This is a genomic window from Pseudomonas sp. PA-1-6B (assembly GCF_021609545.1).
In the GTDB taxonomy this organism is placed as follows: domain Bacteria; phylum Pseudomonadota; class Gammaproteobacteria; order Pseudomonadales; family Pseudomonadaceae; genus Aquipseudomonas; species Aquipseudomonas fluorescens_BV.
The window spans coordinates 21,147-40,656 of the sequence record NZ_WJZM01000045.1; the positions used below are offsets into that span (position 1 = coordinate 21,147).

The window sequence follows — 19,510 nt, forward strand, 5'->3', positions numbered from 1 at the left end:
TGAAAAAAAGGTCGAAAGCCCACCCCGCTAAAACCGGTCACGCTTGATGCAAGTACCACCGCCAATCCTGCTCCCCCACCTCGCCCATGAACTGGCGGTATTCGGCACGTTTGACCGCCAGGTAAACGCCGAGGAATTCGCGCCCGAACGCATCCGGTGCCCAGCGGGACGTTTCCAGCGCGCGCAAGGTGGTCAGCCAGTCGGTGGGCAGCAGTTCCTTGGCCTGGGCGTAGCCGTTGCCTTGCACCGGGGCGCCAGGGTCGAGCTGTTCGCGGATGCCTCGATGAATGCCGGCCAGGATCGCAGCAGCCGCCAGGTAGGGGTTGGCGTCGGCACCGCAGATGCGGTGTTCGATATGCCGCGATTGAGCCGGGCCACCGGGCACGCGCAGGCTGACGGTGCGGTTGTCCACGCCCCAGGTGGCAGCGAGCGGCGCATAGCTGTTGGTTTGGAAGCGTCGATAAGAGTTGGCGTTGGGGCAGAACATCAACAGGGAATCGAGCAAGGTACTGAGCATGCCGCCCACGGCCTGGCGCAGCAGTGGCGTGCCGTCGGTCGCTTCACTGGCAAACAGGTTATTGCCCTGGGCATCGGCCAGGCTGACGTGCATGTGCATGCCGGTGCCGGCCAGGTCGTCGAACGGCTTGGCCATGAAACAGGCGGTCATTCCATGTTTGTGTGCCACGCCCTTGACCAGGCGTTTGTAGCGCACGGCTTCGTCCATCGCCTGCAGCGCGTCGGTGCGGTGTTCGAGGGTGATTTCCACTTGGCCCGGCGCGTACTCGGAGATAGCCGTGCGCGCCGGAATCCCTTGCAGTTTGCAGGCGCTGTAGAGGTCGGCAAGAAACGGCTCGATCTGCTCCAGTTCGCGCAGGCCGTAGACTTGCGTCGAACGCGGGCGATTGCCATCCACATCCCGCGCCGGTTGCGGGCGGCCGTTGCTGTCGGGCTTCTGGTCGAGCAGATAGAACTCCAGCTCCGCCGCCATCACCGGGTAATAACCATCGGCCTTGAGCGCCTCGATAACATTGGCCAGCAGGTGCCTGGGGTCGGCCACGGTGGCGGGCAGGCCTTCGGTGGGGTGCATGCTGACTTGCACCGCTGCGGTGGGGATCAAGCGCCATGGCATGCGCTGCAAGCTGCCGCTGATCGGGTAGGCGCGGCAGTCAATATCCCCTACCTCCCAGACCAGCCCGGAGTTTTCTACGTCATCGCCATTGATGGTCAGGCCGAGGATGGTACTGGGCAGAGGCCGGCCACTTTCGTACACCGCCAGCAGTTCGTCGCGGTGCAGCAGCTTGCCGCGCGGTACGCCGTTGTTATCGAGGATAAACAGCTCGAACATCTCAATGTCGGGGTTCTGTTCAAGGAAGGTCTGGGCTTCATGCAGGCTGGCAAAAACACTCATGGGAATTCTCATACGTTTGCGTCAGGCAAGCGCGCAGGCGCCGCCGGGCAGATGCGCACAGGTGTGCGTCATCCATGGGGGTAGATCAACGTAGGAGAGAGGTATCTGGCGGGCGCGCGTGTCGGCAATGGAACAAGGCCCAGAACGCAAGCGCAGACGGCAATGTCGCGGTGTGAGTGTCGGGGCAAGCGTGCATGCGCGATCCACAGTGATTGAGAGAATGGAGCGTCACACGCGAGGATACGCGAGTAAATTCAGGCTTGATGGAGTTTGGTTGCAGTTTGGCTAAACATTCACCGCGCCTTGCCACCCTGCCCTGTGCTGGAAATAATGAGCCCCCGACCGTGCCCCAAGGATTCGACCCCATGAAAGCGCCTCTGGCCCTCTGTGTACTGGCAAGCCTGGCCACTGTCGCCCAGGCCGACACCGCTGCATCTCGCCTTGACGACGTGATTGCGCGCGGCACCCTCACCGTGTGTACCACCGGCGACTACAAGCCTTACACCTCGCTGCGCAGCGACGGCGGCTATGAAGGTATCGACATTGCCATGGCCGAGTCCCTGGCCAAGAGCCTCAACGCCAAAATCAACTGGGTGCCCACCACCTGGAAAACCCTGATGCCGGACTTTCTCGCCCAACGCTGCGACATCGCGGTGGGCGGTATTTCCGTGTCGTTGGAACGTCAGAAAAAAGCCTTCTTCAGCCAGTCTCTCGGAGTCGACGGCAAGATCCCGCTGGTGCGCTGCGCCGATGTGCAGCGCTACCAGACGGTGGAACAGATCAACCAGCCCCAGGTGCGAGTGATCGAACCCGCCGGTGGCACCAATGAAGTGTTTGCCCGTGCGCACCTGGGCCAGACGCAGATTCGCCTGCATGACAACGTGACGATTTTTGATGAGCTGCTGGCGGGCAAAGCCGATGTGATGATTACCGACGCCAGCGAGGCGCGTTATCAGCAGAAGCTCAAGCCTGGGTTGTGTGCGGTCAACCCGGAGCAACCGATGCAGTACAGTGAAAAAGCGTTTTTGTTGCCGCGCGATGATGTGGCCTGGAAGAGTTACGTGGATCAGTGGTTGCATTTGAGTGTGGCGACGGGGGCGTATGCGGGGATTGTGGGGCAGTGGTTGGCTGCGCCTTGAATGTGGCCGACGCGATCTAACTGTGGGAGCTTGGCTTGCCTGCGATAGCTATAAGTATCTACACAACGCTGTAACGGTCGACGGTAACCACGATGCGAAGCGAGTCGCTCTTGATCTTGATCTGCTTTTGATCTCAGGCGCCCCGTTAAACCACGCTGGCCGTAATTCGACAGTGATTTGGGGGGTAAACCGGCAGGGATGCCGGTTTAGCCGCCCCGCGCCATGGATGGCGCGTGGCGGCGGCCCCCCAAATCACTGGCGGATTACGGGCACACCGAGCCTAAGCGAGGTGCCGAGTGGTGGGGCAAGAGCCCTTTGGTTACTTTGGGCTGGGCCGGCATTCCGGCTCTTTTCCAAAGTGACCCGCCGTCAGGGCGGAACCCTAGGTGGCCGTTACCGCAGGAATGGATATGTACACAATCCACGGTGTTGACTGTCAGGCCGTCTTCGCAGGCAAGCCAGCTCCCACATTTGAATCGCGGGGCATCAGGTAGAAAGGCGTCGGCTGGCGGGCCGTCATCGCGGGCAAGCCAGCTCCCACATTGGGATCCTGGGGCGTCGGTTCGGCCTACGCCTTGATCAACGCTACAAACGCCGCACACGCAGCGCTGCGATACGCGCCCTTGCGGCTCAGGAGTGCCGCGGTGCGCTGCGGCAATGGTGGGTCAATGGCCACGGCATGCAGGCCAGCCTGAGCCTCGGCCAGTGCGCGGGGCAGGATGGTTGCCAGGGGCGTGCTGCGCACGATTTCGATGATCGCGCTGATGGAGTTGGCCTCCATGGCAATCTGCGGTTTAACCCCTTGCTGGTGGCAGTAGTCGTCGATATAGCGGCGGGTGGCGAAGCCTGTGTTCAGTAGCACCAGGGGCTGCTCGAGCCAGGCTGGTTGTGTGCGTTCGGGATGGCTGGCACTGACGACCAGGCTCAGCTCTTCGACAAACAGCGCCTCACAGTCGATCTCCAGCCCATGCTCGCCGGTAAAGCCGATGCCGATATCCAGCAGGTCCTCGCCCAGGGCGGCTTCGATGCGGTCTTGGGTCAGTTCCTCGATGCTCAGGGTGATGCCCGGATACAACGCATTGAACCGTGCCAACAGCGGGCCGATCAGGTAGGCGGTGAAGGTCGGCGTCATGGCCAGGCGCAAATGCCCTCGGCGCAGGTCCTGCACGTCGTGTATGGCGCGGGTGCCGGCCTGTAGATCCTGCAAGGCCAGCCGCGCATAACGCACATAGGCCTGCCCCGCGTCGGTCAGGCTGACACTGCGCCCGGAGCGGTCCAGCAGTGGCGCGCCCAGGCTTTCTTCCAGTTGCTTGATCTGTTGCGACAAGGTCGGTTGCGAGACATGTAGCGCCTCGGCGGCACGCGTGAAATTGCGATGCTCGGCAACGGCCAGCAAGTAACGGATATGACGCAACAGCATGGGCAGCGCTCCAACTATAGGCATGACTTATAGAAAGCATAATAAACCGGTCTTGGACGCTATAGCCGAAAACTTCCATCCTTGCCCCATCAGCGACGCAAGGAGAACCACCATGCAGCATCTCATCGACGGCTTTCGCAAATTCCAACGTGAAGCCTTTACCCCGCGCAGTGACTTGTTCAAACACCTGGCGACCACGCAAAACCCCGGCACCTTGTTCGTGTCCTGCTCTGACAGCCGCGTAGTCCCCGAACTGTTGACCCAGCAGGAACCCGGTGACCTGTTCGTCATCCGTAACGCCGGCAACATAGTGCCGTCCTACGGCCCGGAGCCGGGAGGTGTGTCGGCCACAGTCGAATATGCCGTAGCGGTGCTGGGCGTCAGCGACATTGTGATTTGCGGGCATTCGGACTGCGGCGCAATGACCGCGATTTCCACCTGCAAATGCCTGGACCACCTGCCCGCCGTTGCCAATTGGTTACGCCATGCCGAGTCGGCCAAGGTGATCAATGCCGCCCGCACGCATGTCTCGGACGCTGCACGCCTGGATTCGTTGGTGCGCGAAAACGTGGTCGCCCAACTGGCTAATCTCAAGACCCACCCTTCGGTCGCCCTGGCGCTGGAACAAGGCCGGATGAACCTGCATGGCTGGGTGTACGACATCGAAACCGGCGGCATCGACGCTTTGGACGGGCACACCGGGCGCTTCGTCTCCCTGCTCGACCACCCCAGCACCCGCGCCCACGCCGCCTGAACCTTATTCAACCCAAGAGGACGTCACCATGTTGCAATCCCAATTTGCCCAAACCCCACGCCTGGCCCTGGCCGATACCGTTATTGACCTCAAGGCACGCAAAAACCTGTCGTGGCAGGACCTCACCGACGGCACCGGGCTGAGCCTGGCATTCGTCACCGCTGCCCTGCTCGGCCAGCACCCGCTGCCCAAGGAGGCGGCCGACATCGTGTGCGGCAAACTCGGCCTTGACGAGGACGCCAGCCGCCTGCTGCAAAGCGTCCCACTGCGCGGCAGCTTCCCGAGCGGTGTGCCGACCGACCCAACCATGTACCGTTTCTACGAAATGCTGCAGGTCTACGGCTCTACCTTGAAGGCCTTGGTGCATGAGCAATTCGGCGACGGCATCATCAGCGCCATCAACTTCAAACTGGACATCAAGAAAGTCGAAGACCCGGACGGCGGCTCCCGTGCGGTCATCACCCTGGACGGCAAATACCTGCCGACCAAACCCTTCTGATTTGCCGCCAACCGTCTACGCTCTTGGCACACCAACAAGAACGAGGGACGGGTAAATGAAGAGACTGCTCCGATTCACCTGGCTGCTGCTGTTGTGTTGCAGCCAGGTGCATGCCGCCACGGCACAGGAAGCGGATGCCCAAGCCGCCAAGGCCCTGCTGGAAAAGGCCTTGGCGTACTACCACAAGCAAGGTGACAAGGCGTTCGCCGCCTTCAGCCGTCAGGGCGAGTTCATCGACCAGGACCGTTATGTGTTTGTGGTCAATACCCAAGGCGTACTGTTGGCCAGTGGCGGGCCCTCCTCCGCGCTGATCGGTCGCGATGTGTCCGAGGTACTCGGGCCCGACCTGCAAGCCTCGTTCAAACAAGCCTTGAGCGTGCCAGAAGACCAGGGTATCCAGCAGGCTGACTACCGCTGGCAGAACTGGAATGACGGCAAGGTCGAACATAAGCACGTGTTTTATCAGCGGGTGGGCGAACGCATCCTGGCAGTCGGGTATTACTTGCCGCGTGCCACGCCAGAACAGGCACGGGCGCTGCGCAACAAGGCGGTGGAGGCGTTGGTCAAGGATGAAACCGGCACGCTCAAGGCGATCAACTCCTTGCAGAGCGGTTTCCTGCAAGATGATCTCTACGTGTTTGTGGTGGACCTGAACACGCGGCGCTACGTCGCCCATGGCACCAACCTGCGGCTGCTCAACACCGACTTTGCCAAGATCAAGGACCCGGATGGCAAACCGGTGGGTGTGCCGATCCTCCAGATGATGGCCGAACAGGACCAGGGCGAATACAAATACCGCTGGAAAAACCCGGTGACCGGCAAGGTCGAGAACAAGCATGCCTATGTGCGCAAGAGCGGGCATTTCATGGTTGCGGTGGGGTATTACAGCCCCTGATCCTGATCGTTCCCACGCTCTGCGTCCGCTTATCTAACTTTGTCTTCACGGCCGCGCAGTACCCGATTCGGCATCGCTATCGCAGCGGCCAACCCCAGCAGCGACACCGCCGCACTCACCATCAGCAAATGCCGGAACGTCACCGCCAGCTCGTCGCGCAACGCATCCTGCGCCGGGCCGGGTGCGGCGTTGAGGCCGTCGAGCAGTACGTTGCCGGAACTGCCTTCGGCCACCAGTGCGCCGCTCGTCAAATGGGCGAAACTGGAATCGTGCAACAGCGCCAGCAGCAACGCCGACATGCAAGCCACCCCCACTGCCCCGCCCAGGGAGCGAAACAGGTTGGTGGTGCTGGTGGCCACACCGATATCCCGTTGCTCTACCGAGTTCTGCGTACCCACCAACGAGGTCGGGAACTGCATGCCGGCGGCGATACCGCACAACAACATGAAGACGCTGGTAAGCGCCACCGCCTGGGGGGCGCTGTAGGCCATGCCGAGAATCGCCAGCGGGCTCAACACCGCGCCGCTGAGGATCATCGGTTTATAGCGGCCGGTCACCGAGGTCATGCGCCCGGCGAAATACGCGCCCATCGGCAAGCCCATCGCCAACGGCAGCAAGTGCAGGGCTGCGCTGTCGGCACCAGCGCCGGTCACGGTCTGGTAGCGCAGGGGCATCAGCACCGTCAGGGAAATCGCCTGGAAGCTGGTGACGAAAATCGTGCACCAGCACAACACCGCACTGCGGTTGGCAAACAAGTGCATCGGCAACAGCGGTTCCCGTGCGCGGCGTTCGTGCCATACAAACACGCTCAAGGCCAACAGGGCACAGGCCAGCAACCCCAGCACTTGATCGTCACGCCACGAATGGCCCTGGCCGATTTCAGTGATGCCCAGCAACAAGGCGGTGAGGCCGACGATCATCAGCACCGTGCCGAGGTAATCGATGATCGGCTTGCGCTGCGGCACCGGCAGCCCCACCAGAGTGCGATGGGCCACGTACCAGGCACCGACGCCCAGTGGCAGGTTGATCAAAAACACCCATCGCCACGACAGGTACTCGGTCATATAACCGCCCAGTACCGGCCCGGCCACGCTGGCCACCGCGTACATGCTGCTGAAATACCCCTGATAACGTCCCCGTTCGCGGGGAGGAATAATGTCGCCAATGATCGCCTGGCTCACCGAGACCATCCCGCCAGCGCCGATACCCTGCACAACCCGCGCCAGCACCAGTTGCTCCATGCTTTGCGCAAGGCCGCAGAACAGCGACGCGAGGGTGAACACGCCCATGCCGATGAGCATCATGGGGCGGCGCCCATACAGGTCACCGAGCTTGCCGTAGATCGGCACCGCCACGGTCATCGCCACCATGTAGCCGGAGATCACCCAGGCCAGCAGGTTGACGTCATGGAACTGTGCGGAAATGGCCGGCATGGACACGGCGACAATGGTCTGGTCCAGGGCACCCAGGAAGATCGCCATCATCAGCGCGACCAGGATACTGCGTACGGCGGGAACGGTTGGAGCGGGCTGATTGAGGTGTGTCACGGCAGAACCTTCGAGCAGGGCCCACAGGCAACGGTCACCGGTGGGAATGCTCGATACGATAGCAGGCTATTCGATAGGCTCGTAAGGAAGGCCGACGTAATTTTCTGCGATGGTTTTACGCCCAGCCTCAGAGCGAATGAAATAGTCCAGTTCGCTTTCGGCAATACGCTGGCTGAAGTCATCCGCCTGGGGAAACTGATGCAGCATCGAGGTCATCCACCAGGAAAACCGCTCGGCTTTCCACACCCGGCGCAGGCAGATTGCCGAGTATTTTTCCAGCAAGTCCAGGCGCCCTTCGCGGTACACCTTGAGCAAGATGCGGAATAAGGTGCTCACATCACTGGCTGCCAGGTTCAAGCCCTTGGCACCGGTGGGCGGCACAATGTGCGCGGCATCGCCGAGCAGGAACAGGCGCCCGTACTGCATGGGTTCCACCACAAAGCTGCGCAGCGGCGCGATGCTTTTCTCGATCGACGGGCCGGTCACCAATTGTTCGGCCAATGAGTCGGGCAGGCGGCTTTTGAGTTCATCCCAGAAACGTTCATCCGCCCAGTCTTCCAGATTCTCTTCGACCGGCACTTGCAGGTAGTAACGGCTGCGGGTCGGCGACCGCATGCTGCACAGCGCAAAACCCCGCGCATGTTTGGCGTACACCAGCTCGGCATGTACCGGCGGCGTGTCGGCCAGCACGCCCAGCCAGCCGAAGGGATAGACCCGTTCGAACACCTTCAGCGCTTGCGCCGGTATCGACTGGCGGGCCACGCCATGGAAACCGTCGCAGCCGGCAATGTAGTCGCACTCCAGGCGACAGGCTTGGCCTTCATGCTCAAAGGTCAGCCACGGCTGTTCACTTTTCAGGTCATGGGGTTGAACATTGGAGACTTCGTACAGGGTGATGGCACCCGCGGCTGCGCGGGCGGCCATCAGGTCGCGGGTGACCTCGGTCTGGCCGTAGATCATCACCGACTGGCCGCCGGTCAAGGCCTTGAGGTCGATGGAGGTGAGTTGGCCATTGAGGGCAATATCAAACCCGTCGTGCACCAGACCCTCGGCGTCCATGCGTTGGCTGACGCCGGCTTCGCGCAGCAGGTCGACCATGCCCTGTTCCAACACACCGGCGCGGATACGGCCTTGTACGTAATCGGCGCTCTGACGCTCTAGAACGAGGGTCTGGATGCCAGCATTGTGCAGCAGTTGGCCGAGCAGCAATCCGGAAGGACCGGCACCAATAATGGCGACTTGGGTTTTCAGGGTTTTCATTATTTTTATGACCTTCAAGCTTCACGCGAACGTATGGAGTGAAAGAGTTGTCATTGCTCTTGTGGCTGACATTTTTCACTTGAGTGAGGCTCATAAGAAGGTGAAAACTGCGTCAAAACCTGTGCTTTTCGCCAATCGGGGCGATTACCGAACCATTATCCTGAGTATCGGATTGAAACCATGACCAAAACCGCGATTCCGGTCTTCAAGCTTTACGGGGAAAGCCAGCAGTGGCCGACTCCCGATTTGTTGCACTGCGAAACCATTTCCCGGCGCAGTCGGGAATACCAGTGGGAAATCCAGCCCCACCGGCACGCGGACCTGTGCCAGTTGCTGTATGTGCACAAAGGCCAGGCACAACTGGAAATCGAGGGCCAGCGCACCACGCTTAACGAGTCGAGCCTGCAAGTGCTGCCACCGCTGTGCGTGCATGGCTTTCGTTTTTCCGAGGATGTGGAAGGGTTTGTGGTAACGCTTTCGGCGCCGCTGGTCAGCCACTTGCAGGCGCAACTGGGCTCTACCGTCGATGGCCTGCACACACTTGGCAGCTACCCGGCGGGCAAGGACAGCGATTACTTGAACAGCCTGTTCGTACGCTTGCAGGACGAATACGCCGATGACCAACCGGCACGGGACATGATGCTGCACGCCCTGGTCAGCGTGTTGTTGGTATGGGTCAGCCGCCAGGCGATCCAGCGCCGCCATCCACGCGCGCCGCGGGGTCGTGAGTACTTTCGGCGGTTTACGCAACTGGTCGAACAGCATTACCGCGAACACCCGAAGATTGAAGACCTGGCCCACAAGCTGGGCATCTCGGTCTCACATTTGAACGGGACGTGTCGGGAGTTGGGTGGGCAACCGGCGTTGCAGATCATGCATGATCGCCAATTGCTGGAAGCCAAGCGCCTGCTGACCTACACCAGCATGACCATCAACGAGATGTCCGAAGTGCTGGGTTTTTCCGACCCGACCAACTTCTCACGGCTGTTTCGCCGCAGGGTCGGGTTTTCACCCAAGGCGTTTCGTGAACAACTGAAGGCAGAGCAGCCTACCTGAGCGCACTGAAACTGCCGGTGCGGGGAACGCATTGGTCCTGATGGCAGCTGATAGCGAACGCCGCTGGCTGCATGCGCGTTTGCTCGACGCGGTAGGCGGCAGTCCCATACAGCGCTGTCGCCAATGCGCAGAGGGTGAAAATTGTCAGGTACTTTCTGGTTTTAATGCTCATGGCACAGACCTCTGAACGGATCTACAGGGTGCTGTTTAAAGCATAGGTCAACTTGCCATGATGCGATGCCATTCAGCGCGCTTATTTCAGCTCAAAGCCCGACATCCCAAACCGGCTCTTCGGGAAAGCGCAGCACCAGGAAATCCAGGAGGCTACGCAACGCCGAAGGCATGTGTTTGCGTGAGGCGTACACCGCATAGATGTTCATTTGTCGGGGCTCGGCGTGCGGCAGCAAGCGCACCAACTCCCCACTGCGAATCAGCTCGCCGGCCTGATAACTGGGCAGCATCGCCACCCCTGCCCCGGCCAGCGTCACGCGCATCAACGTGCTGGCCTCATTGGCCGTGATATTGCCGTGGACCGGCACCGACACGTGCTCTCCGTTTTCTTCGAAATGCCACAGGCTCTTGCCGAAGTAAGAGTGGGTCAGGCAATTGTGCCGGGCCAGGTCTTCGACTTTCTGCGGCGCCGGATGCTCGCGCAGATAGGCCGGTGTGGCGCACACCACCGAGCGACATACGGTCAGGCGCCGGGCGATCAGGTTGGGGTCCAGGTCGTTGCTGGTGCGGATCGCCAGGTCGATGCGCTCGTCCACCAGGTTCACCGTGCGATCAAGCATCTGCAAATCCACCGTCACCAGGGGGTAAAGCTTGACGTATTCGGCAATCGCCGCGCCCAGCTGCGCCTGGCCGAACGAGGTGCTGACGCTCAGGCGCAACAGACCTCGGGGCGCATCATCGGGTTCGCTGACGGCGGCCTGCATATCCCCACACAAATCCAACAATTGCCGGCAACGCGGTAGTGTTTCACCCCCGGCGGCAGTGAGGCTGAGCTTGCGCGTGGTGCGGTGCAGCAGGCGTGCGCCCACCCAGTCTTCCAGTTCGGCCAGGTAACGCGAGACCACCGGGCGCGACAGGTCAAGGTGGTCGGCAGCGGCGGATTGGCTGCCCAGGTCCACCACGGTGACAAACACGCGCATTGCTTGAAGACGATCCATGATTTGCCCGCTTTTAGAAACAAACTATGTCCCAGCATCGCATTTTTTGTCGCGTTTTATGCAACTAAGCTCTGTGCATCCCTTATCTATGGCAGGAGCTGCCCGATGTTCTCGACCTTCAAACGCTTGACCCTGGCTACTGCCGCCCTGGCATTCGCTGCCCACGCAGCGGCGGCAGACCTGAAACTGGACGTGTACAACCCAGGCGAAGCCGCGATCTTCCCGGTCAGCTCGGTGCTGGTGAGCGGCGAGAAAGACGCGATCCTGGTGGATGCGCAATTCGGCAAAGGCCAAGCCGAGCAACTGGTGCAGAAGATCCGCGCCAGCGGTAAACGCCTGACCACCATCTACATCAGCCATGGCGACCCGGACTACTACTTCGGCCTGGACACCCTCACCGCCGCTTTCCCCGACGCCAAGGTACTGGCGCCGCAGCCGGTGGTCGACCATATCAACGCCACCGTCGCCGACAAGCTGGCCTTCTGGGGCCCGAAAATGGGCGCAGACAAACCGGCCAAGACCCTTGTACCGCAGGTACTTAAAGGCCACAACCTGACCCTGGAAGGACAGCAGCTTGAAGTGGTGGGCCTCGACGGCCCGCAGCCAGATCGCAGCTTTGTGTGGATCCCGTCGATCAAGGCCGTGGTCGGTGGTGTGGTTATCGCTGAAAACATCCACGTCTGGATGGCTGATACCCAGAGCGCGCAATCCCATAAAGACTGGTTGGCCACCCTCAAGCGCATTGAAGACCTGAAACCGAACACCGTGGTGCCAGGCCATTACCTGGGCACGCCATCGCTGGCCTCGGTCAACTTCACCGCCGATTATATCAAGGCCTTCGACCTCGAAACCGCCAAGGCCAAGGACTCCGCCGCCCTGATTGCGGCCATGAAAAAACGCTACCCCACCCTCGCCGACGAAAGCTCGCTGGAACTGAGCGCCAAAGTCGCCAAGGGCGAAATGAAGTGGTAACTGGCTTTAAACCTTAACCCTGTTGGAGAACATCATGAGCAAGATTGCAATCATTGGTGCCACCGGCCGCGCCGGTAGCCAACTGCTGGAAGAAGCGCTGCGTCGCGGACATACCGTCACCGCCATCGCCCGCAATACCGACAAGCTGGCTGTGCGCCCAGGCGTTACGGTCAAACAGGTTGATGCCCTGGATGCCAAGGCCTTGCAACACGCCATCAGCGGTAGCGACGTGGTGATCAGCGCGGCGCACTTCGCCACGCTTCCCGCCAGCGCCGTGATCGGCCCGGTGAAAAAGGCCGGGGTGAAACGTTTGTTGGTGGTCGGCGGCGCAGGTTCGCTGCTGTTGCCCGGTGGCGGACGCGTGATCGACAGCGAAGGGTTCCCGGCTGAATATAAAGCTGAAGCCAGTGCCGGGGCTGAATTCCTGGAAACGCTGCGCCAGGAAAAGGAGCTGGATTGGACCTTCCTGTCGCCATCGGCCCTGTTCGACGGCACCGAGCGCACGGGCAAATTCCGCCTGGGCACAGATGATCTGCTGATGGACAGTGATGGCAACAGCTCAATCAGTTTTGCCGACTTCGCCATCGCCATGCTGGATGAAGTGGAAACACCGAAGCACTCGCAAAAGCGCTTTACGGTCGGTTACTGACCCAACGCCGTCAACGCTAACCACGATGCGAAGCGAGTAGCTCTTGATCTGCTTTTGATCTTGATCTTAAGCGCCCCGTTAAACCACGCTGGCCGGAATTCGACAGTGATTTAGGGGCTAAACCGGCAGGGATGCCGGTTTAGCCGCCCCGCGCCATGAATGGCGCGTGGCAGCGGCCCCCCAAATCACTGGCGGATTACGGGTACACCGAGCCTAGGCGAGGTGCCGAGTGGTGGGGCAAGAGCGTTTTGCTTACTTTTGTCTGGGCCGGCATTCCGGCTTTTCAAAAGTGAGCCGCCGTCAGGCGGAACCCTAAGTGGCCGTTACCGCAGCAATGGATATGTACACAATCCAACTGTGTTGACTGTCAGGCCGTCTTCGCGAGCAAGCCAGCTCCCACAGTGGGATCGTTGGGGTGCCAGGTAGATAGATGTCGGCTTTCAGGCCGTCATCGCAGGCAAGCCAGCTCCCACATTTGGATCGCGGCGAGTCAGGCAGATAGGCGTTGGCTGTCATCCCACACTGGCCTCACTCACCAACCAATCCATCAGCGCGACCAGCCCAACCGACGGTTCCTTCCCCGGCGGATACACCAGGAAATACCCCATCCCCGTCGACACCCGCAGTTCAAACGGCATCGCCAACCGCCCCGCCCTCAGATCCTCGCCAATCAGCGCACTGTCGCCCATCGCCACCCCGGAGCCCTGGGACGCTACGGTCATTGCCAAGTCCAAGGTTTCGAAGTGATGCCGTTGAATGGGATCGCTCAAACAGGTATTGGCAGCCTTGAGCCACAACGCCCAGTCGCGCTCGTCTCGGGTCGGGTGCAACAGTACCTGATGCTGCAAATCCTGCGGCGTACGCAAACTGCCCAGCAACCCAGGCACGCAGACCGGCGTTAGGCGCTCGTCGAATAAGTGCCGCGCCTCGGCCGACTGCTCGACGATGGGCCCGTAGATCACCGCCGCGTCAAACGGCTCACGACGAAAGTCGACGTTATAGGCCACCGTCGTGGTGAGCTCCACCGGCACATCCGGGCGCTCTTTTTGCCATTGCAGCAAGCGCGGCAACAGCCAGCGCATCACGCAGGTGGACGCTTTGAGCTGCAAGGTTTGGCGCCGGTCACCGATGTGTTCCACCGCGTCAGCGAGCAAGCCAAACACCTGTTGCGCGCACGCCAGCCATTCGCGCCCCTCCTCCGTCAGGCTCAAGCCCCGCGCCTGGCGCTGAAACAGGGCATAGCCCAACTGGCTTTCCAACCCGGCCACCTGCCGGCTCACCGCGCCCTGGGTGATGTGCAGGTGTTCGGCGGCACGGGTGAAGTTGCAGCACTGGGCCGTGACCCAGAAGGTGTGCAACGCAGGTAACGGAGGGAGGCGTTTCATCGGGGCGCAGCCATGACGGGAGGACATGGCGAGTATGACTTTTTATCGATTGTTGCCGCCACCGGCCAACCGCTCCAATAGCGCTTCGAATCCATCACAAGAGCGACCTGTATGGCGACCTGCGGCGAAGTATTGGTGCACCTCCTGGAACGCTACGGCGTGGACCACGTGTTCGGCATTCCCGGCGTACACACCGTGGAGCTGTACCGGGGCCTGGCGCGTTCCAGTATCCGACATGTCACCCCGCGCCACGAACAGGGCGCCGGCTTCATGGCCGACGGTTATGCGCGCACCTCTGGCAAGCCCGGCGTGTGCTTTATCATCACCGGCCCCGGCATGACCAATATCACCACCGCCATGGGCCAGGCCTATGCCGACTCGATCCCGATGCTGGTGATTTCCAGCGTGCAGGCACGCAGCCAGTTGGGCGGCGGGCGCGGCAAGTTGCATGAGCTGCCGAACCAGAGCGCGCTGGTGGCCGGGGTGGCGGCGTTCTCCCACACCTTGATGTCGGCGGCGGAACTGCCGGGCGTGCTGGCGCGGGCGTTTGCGTTGTTCCAGGCCGGTCGGCCGCGCCCGGTTCATATCGAGATCCCCCTGGATGTGTTGGTGGAAAATGCCGACGCGTTGCTGGGCAGCACGCCTGTCAGCGTCGCCCGCGCTGGCGCGGCACCGGCGGCCGTGCAGCAGATGAGCCAGAGGCTGGCTGCGGCCAAGCGCCCGCTGATCCTGGCCGGTGGCGGCGCCATTGACGCAGCCGACGAACTGACCCACCTCGCAGAAGCCCTCGGCGCGCCCGTGGCCTTGACCATTAACGCCAAGGGTATGTTGCCCGCCGCGCACCCGCTGCTGATCGGTTCCACGCAAACACTGCCCGCCACCCGTGCCTTGGTGGCTGAAGCTGACGTGGTATTGGCGATCGGCACCGAGTTGGCGGAGACCGACTACGACGTCACCTTCGCCGGTGGTTTCAACATTCCCGGTGCGCTGTTGCGCATCGATATTGACCCGGACCAGACCGTGCGCAACTACCCGCCCCAAGTGGCACTGGTGGCCGACGCGCGCATTGCCGCCCAGGCCCTGCTTACCGCACTCAACCGCCAGCCGCTGGCGCCGCGCACTGCCGACTGGGGTGCAGCACGCGTCGCCCGTTTGTGGGCCGAGCTGGAACCTGCCTGGGACGCTGCGACGCGTGCGCAAACCCGGTTTCTCAACGCGGTTCTGGAGGAATTGCCCGGCGTGGTGTTCGTGGGCGACTCCACTCAACCGGTGTACAGCGGCAACCTGACCCTGAACCTCGACCACCCACGCCGCTGGTTCAATTCCTCCACCGGTTACGGCACCCTGGGTTATGCCCTGCCTGCGGCCATTGGTGCCTGGCTCGGGCGCGGCGATGGCCAACCGGTGGTGTGCCTGATCGGCGACGGCGGCCTGCAATTTACCCTGCCGGAGCTGGCCAGCGCGGTGGAAGCGCGTACACCGGTGATCGTGCTGCTGTGGAATAACCAGGGTTATGAAGAGATCAAGAAATACATGGTCAACCGTGACATCGAACCGGTGGGTGTGGACATCTACACGCCGGACTTTATCGGCGTGGCCAAGGCCTTGGGTTGCGCGGCAGAAAGCATCCGCGGCATCGAACATCTTCGCACCGCATTGCATGCTGCTGCTGATCGCCAGGGGCCGACGCTGCTTGAAATCGACCAAGGGCGGTGGGAGTTGACGAATCTGTAATCCCGCTACGCTGGACCTGTGGCGAGGGAGCTTGCTCCCGTGACGCCCTGCCAGCCAACGCCCAATGCGCGCTTACCTCACCACTCGGCATCCGCATTTTTTCAATAGCCCCTGCGACTTTCTGATTTGCCCCGCTGCACGCTCCATGGCCTGATTCGCCCTTGTTCATTCAAGGCAGGCCCATGGAAAACGTTCAGGCAAAATCCACCTCCGCACTATGGCTGATGATCAGCGTGGTGCTCGTCGCTCTCAACTTGCGCCCCTCGATGGCGGCCGTGGGGCCCTTGCTGGCGTCGATTCGTGCGGATGTGCCGCTAAGTTTCAGCAGCGCCGCCTTACTGACCATGTTGCCGGTCATGGCCATGGGCCTGGCGATGTTCTTTGGCATGGGCCTGGCCAAGCGCGTGGGCGAGCATCGCAGCATTGTGCTGTCGCTGCTGGTGATTGGGCTGGCGGCCTTGTCGCGGTTGTTCCTGGACTCGGCACTGGAGCTGATAGTAAGTGCCATCGCGGCGGGAGTCGGCATTGCGCTGATTCAGGCATTGATGCCAGCGCTAATCAAGTCGCGGTTCAGCGTCAATGTCTCGTTATTCATGGGCCTGTATGTCACCGCGATCATGGGCGGCGCGGCCTTGGCTGCTTCGTTCTCGCCGTTGGTGCAAGCCCGGACCGGCAGTTGGCGTATCGGCCTGGCAATCTGGGCACTGCTGGCGTTGCTGGCCCTGATGTTCTGGTATGCCCAGCGTGCGGCACTGCCGCCCTTGCCTCAAGCCGGTTCGGGCCCTCAGGAGGCTTTTTTCAGCAATCGCCGCGCCTGGCTGCTGGCGATCTTTTTTGGCCTCGGCACCGCGTCCTACACCTGTGTGCTGGCGTGGCTGGCGCCCTACTACGTCGAGCAGGGTTGGAGTGAACAGAATGCCGGCTTGCTGCTGGGATTCTTGACCGCCATGGAAGTGATCTCCGGCCTGGTCACCCCGGCCATCGCCAACCGCCGCCAGGATAAGCGTGGCGTGGTGGCAGTGTTGCTGGTGTTGATCATCCTGGGTTTCTGCGGCCTCATCCTCAGCCCGCAACACTGGAGCCTGTTGTGGCCCTGCCTGCTCGGCCTGGGGATTGGCGGCCTGTTCCCGATGAGCCTGATCCTGTCCCTGGACCACCTCGACAACCCGCGCCGTGCCGGTGGCCTTACCGCGTTTGTGCAGGGCATCGGTTATCTGATCGCCGGCCTGTCGCCGCTCATCGCCGGCATGATCCGCGACCAATTGGGCAGCTTCGAATGGGCCTGGTGGTCATTGATGGCAGTGAGCGGGCTAATGCTGCTGATCGTCATGCGTTTCGACCCGGCGCATTACGCACGTCATATCCGCTGACGTCGTATTACAAACATTTTTTGTCCCACACAAAACATTGAAGGGTCCTACAGAGCTTTCTATTGGTACGAGCGTTCCGTTAACATTTTGCTCAGTCTTGTACTGAGTTCGGTACAAAGGGTTTACGGACGAAACCGATGCTAAACAGTAACTTGCTCAGAAAGCTCGATATGCAGGATTTGATGGTGTTTATCGCCGTCTACGACCAGAGCAGCGTTACCGAGGTGTCTGAAACGCTGTTCGTCAGCCAGTCCACCGTGAGCTATAGCCTGAAGAAGCTGCGCACCAGCTTTGAAGATGAGCTGTTTATCAACACTCGCGCAGGCATGCGTCCTACGTACAAGGCCACCACCATGTACGAACACGTGCACAAGATTCTGGAAAGCATCAACCTGTGCCATGCCGGTGGCCAGGCTTTTGATCCGACCCAACAGGCCGTGACCTTCAATGTGTGCGCGCCGGAATATTTCGAACAGTTGATCCTGCCGCGCCTGCTGAAGCGCTTCGACCATGCCGACCTGCCGGTAATCGTCAATGTGCAGAAGCTGGAAACCGACATCCCCGCCGATGACCTGCGTGAAGGTCGCCTGGACCTGGTGATCTGCTTCGGCCCGCACTTTCACCGCGCTCACAAAGACTTCAAGACCCAGATGCTGTTGGAGGACGACTTGGTCTGCGTGTGCGACCAACGCTCAGCGCCCAGGGAACAGGCGTTCAGCCTGCAATCCTTCGTTGAGCGGCGCCACGTATTCCCTACGCCGTGGACCTCCGACACCAACATGATCGATGGCTGGCTTGCGCGCCAGGCCCGCAAGCGTCAGGTGATTGCACGGGCCAACAGCTACAGCGCGGCATTGAAGATGATTGCCGGCACTGACTTCATCGTCACCTTGCCCCGCCGCGTGCAAAGGTTACTGGCACCGGCGCCGGCATTCGGTGTTTGCGAAGCACCTAACGGTTTGCCGGGGTTCACCCTGGATATGCAGTGGAACGAAACCAGTGGGCAGGACAGCGCCAATACCTGGTTTCGGGAACAAGTGGTGAAGGTGTGTGCGGATCAGGGTTTGTTATAGGAACGCGCCTGCTCAAGCTCTCCACCCCCTGATCAGATAGCCAATGACGTTCGGCGCTTAGTGACAGCCTGCGATGCGACATCCCGAGCGACCGGGCAATCGATATGGCAGTCTGCTATTACTTTGACCATCCATGCCAGAAACTTCTTTACGGCACCTGAACGCTCACGCCCCGGCACGCACACAGCTGAAAACTGCGCGCCCGGAATCTTGATGTCGGGTCTGTAAGGAATCAGCAATCCATTCGCAACATAGTCTGCCGCCAAGACCGTGCTCGCCAGCGTCAAGCCATGCCCGGCAATAGCGGCCTGGAGCGCAAAATGCTCATCGTTGTATTCACGATAGACCGCGTTTGATAGCCAACTTTCATGATTCGCAGCCGCGCACCAGGACGCCCAACTAATTGAAGCGGGCGATGACGTAGCCCAACGTATATTTATAAGTTTCAACGAAGTTTCAACTTCCTCTTGCCTCCAGTGGGCATGAGAGAAAACACCAAACTGTTCGCGCATAAGCGCGTGGCTGTACAAGTCTGGAAAATCGCGAAACCCACAACGAATAGCTAAATCAACAGATGAATCACGAAACAAATCCACCACTTCATTACTGGTTTCAACACTGATATGAATGTCTGGATGTTCACTATAAAATTTCGCCAGTCGGGGAATCAACCATAAAGACGCAAATGCTGGCGTGGTAGAAACTCGGAGTGTATTGGAGTCGGCGGGTGGCTTGAGCGAAGACATACTACCGCTTATATCCAGAAACGAAAGATGCACCTTTGAATATAGCCTCTCACCGTTCGCTGTGAGTTGAACACCGTGGGGAGTGCGCACAAAAAGCATACTGCCCAGTAAGTTTTCAAGTGTTTTTATTTGTTGTGATACTGCCGCTGGGGTAACAAACAACTCTGCGGAGGCTGCTTTAAACCCACCGAGTCTTGCGGCAGATTCAAATGCACGAATGGCTGTCAACGGCAATTTTGCGAACATTAATCAATCCCCCTTCCATGGTAAAAAAACTAAGCCAGGCTTACTTTATCTGATTTGCCTTCGCTTTCATAGAAGTGAATTCTAGGCTACGCCACCTAGCCGGTATCAGGAGGCGCGTCGATCGAGAATGTCGAGTCCCTACTGACAGCGCTTGCGGATTGACGGAATTCTTTAGTCTAACTAATGAC

18 protein-coding genes are annotated in these 19,510 nt (G+C 60.5%); 10 read left to right on the plus strand and 8 right to left on the minus strand.

Annotation, left to right across the window (positions count from 1 at the left end; genetic code table 11):
- Positions 1–37: 37 nt before the first annotated feature.
- On the minus strand, positions 38–1,408 hold the full coding sequence (locus GIV35_RS19775) for a glutamine synthetase family protein (RefSeq protein WP_054919996.1): 1,371 nt from the start codon (positions 1,406–1,408) through the stop codon (positions 38–40).
- 365 nt (positions 1,409–1,773) lie between these two features.
- Between GIV35_RS19775 and GIV35_RS19780 the strand changes: the two genes are divergently transcribed.
- Positions 1,774–2,547, plus strand: a complete 774-nt coding sequence (locus tag GIV35_RS19780; protein ID WP_105226156.1) for a transporter substrate-binding domain-containing protein — start codon at positions 1,774–1,776, stop codon at positions 2,545–2,547.
- 568 nt (positions 2,548–3,115) lie between these two features.
- Here the strand turns inward: GIV35_RS19780 and cynR are convergent.
- On the minus strand, positions 3,116–3,967 hold the full coding sequence (gene cynR, locus GIV35_RS19785) for a transcriptional regulator CynR (RefSeq protein WP_198715000.1): 852 nt from the start codon (positions 3,965–3,967) through the stop codon (positions 3,116–3,118).
- Positions 3,968–4,079: 112 nt separating this feature from the next.
- On the opposite strand from cynR, the gene GIV35_RS19790 reads away from it, so the two are divergent.
- The 3 genes from GIV35_RS19790 to GIV35_RS19800 are packed head-to-tail and all read left to right on the plus strand — an operon-like array spanning position 4,080 to position 6,115.
- The gene (locus tag GIV35_RS19790) at positions 4,080–4,721 is read left to right on the plus strand and encodes a carbonic anhydrase (protein WP_054919998.1); all 642 of its coding nucleotides are present in this window, start codon (positions 4,080–4,082) and stop codon (positions 4,719–4,721) included.
- Positions 4,722–4,749: 28 nt separating this feature from the next.
- The gene (gene cynS, locus GIV35_RS19795) at positions 4,750–5,220 is read left to right on the plus strand and encodes a cyanase (RefSeq protein WP_014717475.1); all 471 of its coding nucleotides are present in this window, start codon (positions 4,750–4,752) and stop codon (positions 5,218–5,220) included.
- A 55-nt stretch (positions 5,221–5,275) separates the two neighbouring features.
- Positions 5,276–6,115, plus strand: a complete 840-nt coding sequence (locus GIV35_RS19800) for a cache domain-containing protein (RefSeq protein ID WP_213154006.1) — start codon at positions 5,276–5,278, stop codon at positions 6,113–6,115.
- A 29-nt stretch (positions 6,116–6,144) separates the two neighbouring features.
- Here the strand turns inward: GIV35_RS19800 and GIV35_RS19805 are convergent, their stop codons facing one another.
- Both GIV35_RS19805 and pobA read right to left on the minus strand, forming a co-directional pair.
- Positions 6,145–7,662, minus strand: a complete 1,518-nt coding sequence (locus GIV35_RS19805; protein WP_060764433.1) for an MDR family MFS transporter — start codon at positions 7,660–7,662, stop codon at positions 6,145–6,147.
- 66 nt (positions 7,663–7,728) lie between these two features.
- Positions 7,729–8,913, minus strand: a complete 1,185-nt coding sequence (gene pobA, locus GIV35_RS19810; protein WP_419789668.1) for a 4-hydroxybenzoate 3-monooxygenase — start codon at positions 8,911–8,913, stop codon at positions 7,729–7,731.
- 189 nt (positions 8,914–9,102) lie between these two features.
- Here pobA and GIV35_RS19815 point away from each other — a divergent pair, with 189 nt between their 5' ends.
- Positions 9,103–9,978 (plus strand): helix-turn-helix domain-containing protein, encoded by an 876-nt coding sequence (locus GIV35_RS19815; protein WP_014717471.1) that lies wholly within the window; start codon positions 9,103–9,105, stop codon positions 9,976–9,978.
- Here the strand turns inward: GIV35_RS19815 and GIV35_RS19820 are convergent.
- Together GIV35_RS19820 and GIV35_RS19825 are read right to left on the minus strand one after the other, a co-directional pair.
- A complete protein-coding gene (locus tag GIV35_RS19820) occupies positions 9,971–10,150 on the minus strand; it encodes a hypothetical protein (protein WP_003189580.1) in 180 nt (59 codons plus the stop codon). The two genes, GIV35_RS19815 and GIV35_RS19820, sit on opposite strands and share 8 nt — an antisense overlap.
- Positions 10,151–10,241: 91 nt before the next feature.
- Complete coding sequence (locus GIV35_RS19825; RefSeq protein ID WP_096143699.1) at positions 10,242–11,147, minus strand: LysR family transcriptional regulator; 906 nt, start codon at positions 11,145–11,147, stop codon at positions 10,242–10,244.
- A 105-nt stretch (positions 11,148–11,252) separates the two neighbouring features.
- Between GIV35_RS19825 and GIV35_RS19830 the strand changes: the two genes are divergently transcribed.
- Complete coding sequence (locus GIV35_RS19830; protein ID WP_236265617.1) at positions 11,253–12,119, plus strand: MBL fold metallo-hydrolase; 867 nt, start codon at positions 11,253–11,255, stop codon at positions 12,117–12,119.
- Positions 12,120–12,153: 34 nt separating this feature from the next.
- Positions 12,154–12,768 (plus strand): NAD(P)-dependent oxidoreductase, encoded by a 615-nt coding sequence (locus GIV35_RS19835; protein ID WP_236265619.1) that lies wholly within the window; start codon positions 12,154–12,156, stop codon positions 12,766–12,768.
- Positions 12,769–13,280: 512 nt separating this feature from the next.
- On the opposite strand, the gene GIV35_RS19840 is transcribed toward GIV35_RS19835, so the two are convergent.
- A complete protein-coding gene (locus tag GIV35_RS19840; RefSeq protein WP_236265361.1) occupies positions 13,281–14,153 on the minus strand; it encodes a LysR substrate-binding domain-containing protein in 873 nt (290 codons plus the stop codon).
- Between the two features lie 111 nt (positions 14,154–14,264).
- Here GIV35_RS19840 and GIV35_RS19845 point away from each other — a divergent pair, with 111 nt between their 5' ends.
- The 3 genes from GIV35_RS19845 (at position 14,265) to GIV35_RS19855 (ending at position 18,330) form a co-directional block, all read left to right on the plus strand.
- Positions 14,265–15,887, plus strand: a complete 1,623-nt coding sequence (locus GIV35_RS19845) for a 5-guanidino-2-oxopentanoate decarboxylase (RefSeq protein ID WP_236265362.1) — start codon at positions 14,265–14,267, stop codon at positions 15,885–15,887.
- A gap of 182 nt (positions 15,888–16,069) precedes the next feature.
- Positions 16,070–17,257: a cyanate transporter gene (locus GIV35_RS19850; protein ID WP_236265364.1), complete on the plus strand. Its 1,188-nt coding sequence runs from the start codon at positions 16,070–16,072 to the stop codon at positions 17,255–17,257.
- 137 nt (positions 17,258–17,394) lie between these two features.
- On the plus strand, positions 17,395–18,330 hold the full coding sequence (locus GIV35_RS19855; protein ID WP_202691287.1) for a LysR family transcriptional regulator: 936 nt from the start codon (positions 17,395–17,397) through the stop codon (positions 18,328–18,330).
- Positions 18,331–18,362: 32 nt separating this feature from the next.
- Here GIV35_RS19855 and GIV35_RS19860 read toward each other — a convergent pair whose 3' ends face one another.
- Positions 18,363–19,322, minus strand: coding sequence for a LysR substrate-binding domain-containing protein (locus tag GIV35_RS19860; RefSeq protein WP_198715008.1), 960 nt, complete (start codon positions 19,320–19,322; stop codon positions 18,363–18,365).
- Between the last annotated feature and the right edge of the window lie 188 nt (positions 19,323–19,510).

What these genes read in the sequence shown, in the direction of transcription:
- cynR (WP_198715000.1), bottom strand. Translation starts at nt 3,967, where the DNA reads ATGCTGTTGCGTCATATCCGTTACTTGCTGGCCGTTGCCGAGCATCGC.
- GIV35_RS19790 (WP_054919998.1), top strand. Translation starts at nt 4,080, where the DNA reads ATGCAGCATCTCATCGACGGCTTTCGCAAATTCCAACGTGAAGCCTTT.
- cynS (WP_014717475.1), top strand. Translation starts at nt 4,750, where the DNA reads ATGTTGCAATCCCAATTTGCCCAAACCCCACGCCTGGCCCTGGCCGAT.
- GIV35_RS19825 (WP_096143699.1), bottom strand. Translation starts at nt 11,147, where the DNA reads ATGGATCGTCTTCAAGCAATGCGCGTGTTTGTCACCGTGGTGGACCTG.
- GIV35_RS19820 (WP_003189580.1), bottom strand. Translation starts at nt 10,150, where the DNA reads ATGAGCATTAAAACCAGAAAGTACCTGACAATTTTCACCCTCTGCGCA.
- GIV35_RS19860 (WP_198715008.1), bottom strand. Translation starts at nt 19,322, where the DNA reads ATGTTCGCAAAATTGCCGTTGACAGCCATTCGTGCATTTGAATCTGCC.
- GIV35_RS19840 (WP_236265361.1), bottom strand. Translation starts at nt 14,153, where the DNA reads ATGAAACGCCTCCCTCCGTTACCTGCGTTGCACACCTTCTGGGTCACG.
- GIV35_RS19815 (WP_014717471.1), top strand. Translation starts at nt 9,103, where the DNA reads ATGACCAAAACCGCGATTCCGGTCTTCAAGCTTTACGGGGAAAGCCAG.
- GIV35_RS19850 (WP_236265364.1), top strand. Translation starts at nt 16,070, where the DNA reads ATGGAAAACGTTCAGGCAAAATCCACCTCCGCACTATGGCTGATGATC.
- GIV35_RS19800 (WP_213154006.1), top strand. Translation starts at nt 5,276, where the DNA reads ATGAAGAGACTGCTCCGATTCACCTGGCTGCTGCTGTTGTGTTGCAGC.
- GIV35_RS19855 (WP_202691287.1), top strand. Translation starts at nt 17,395, where the DNA reads ATGCTAAACAGTAACTTGCTCAGAAAGCTCGATATGCAGGATTTGATG.
- GIV35_RS19775 (WP_054919996.1), bottom strand. Translation starts at nt 1,408, where the DNA reads ATGAGTGTTTTTGCCAGCCTGCATGAAGCCCAGACCTTCCTTGAACAG.
- GIV35_RS19830 (WP_236265617.1), top strand. Translation starts at nt 11,253, where the DNA reads ATGTTCTCGACCTTCAAACGCTTGACCCTGGCTACTGCCGCCCTGGCA.
- GIV35_RS19835 (WP_236265619.1), top strand. Translation starts at nt 12,154, where the DNA reads ATGAGCAAGATTGCAATCATTGGTGCCACCGGCCGCGCCGGTAGCCAA.
- GIV35_RS19845 (WP_236265362.1), top strand. Translation starts at nt 14,265, where the DNA reads ATGGCGACCTGCGGCGAAGTATTGGTGCACCTCCTGGAACGCTACGGC.
- GIV35_RS19780 (WP_105226156.1), top strand. Translation starts at nt 1,774, where the DNA reads ATGAAAGCGCCTCTGGCCCTCTGTGTACTGGCAAGCCTGGCCACTGTC.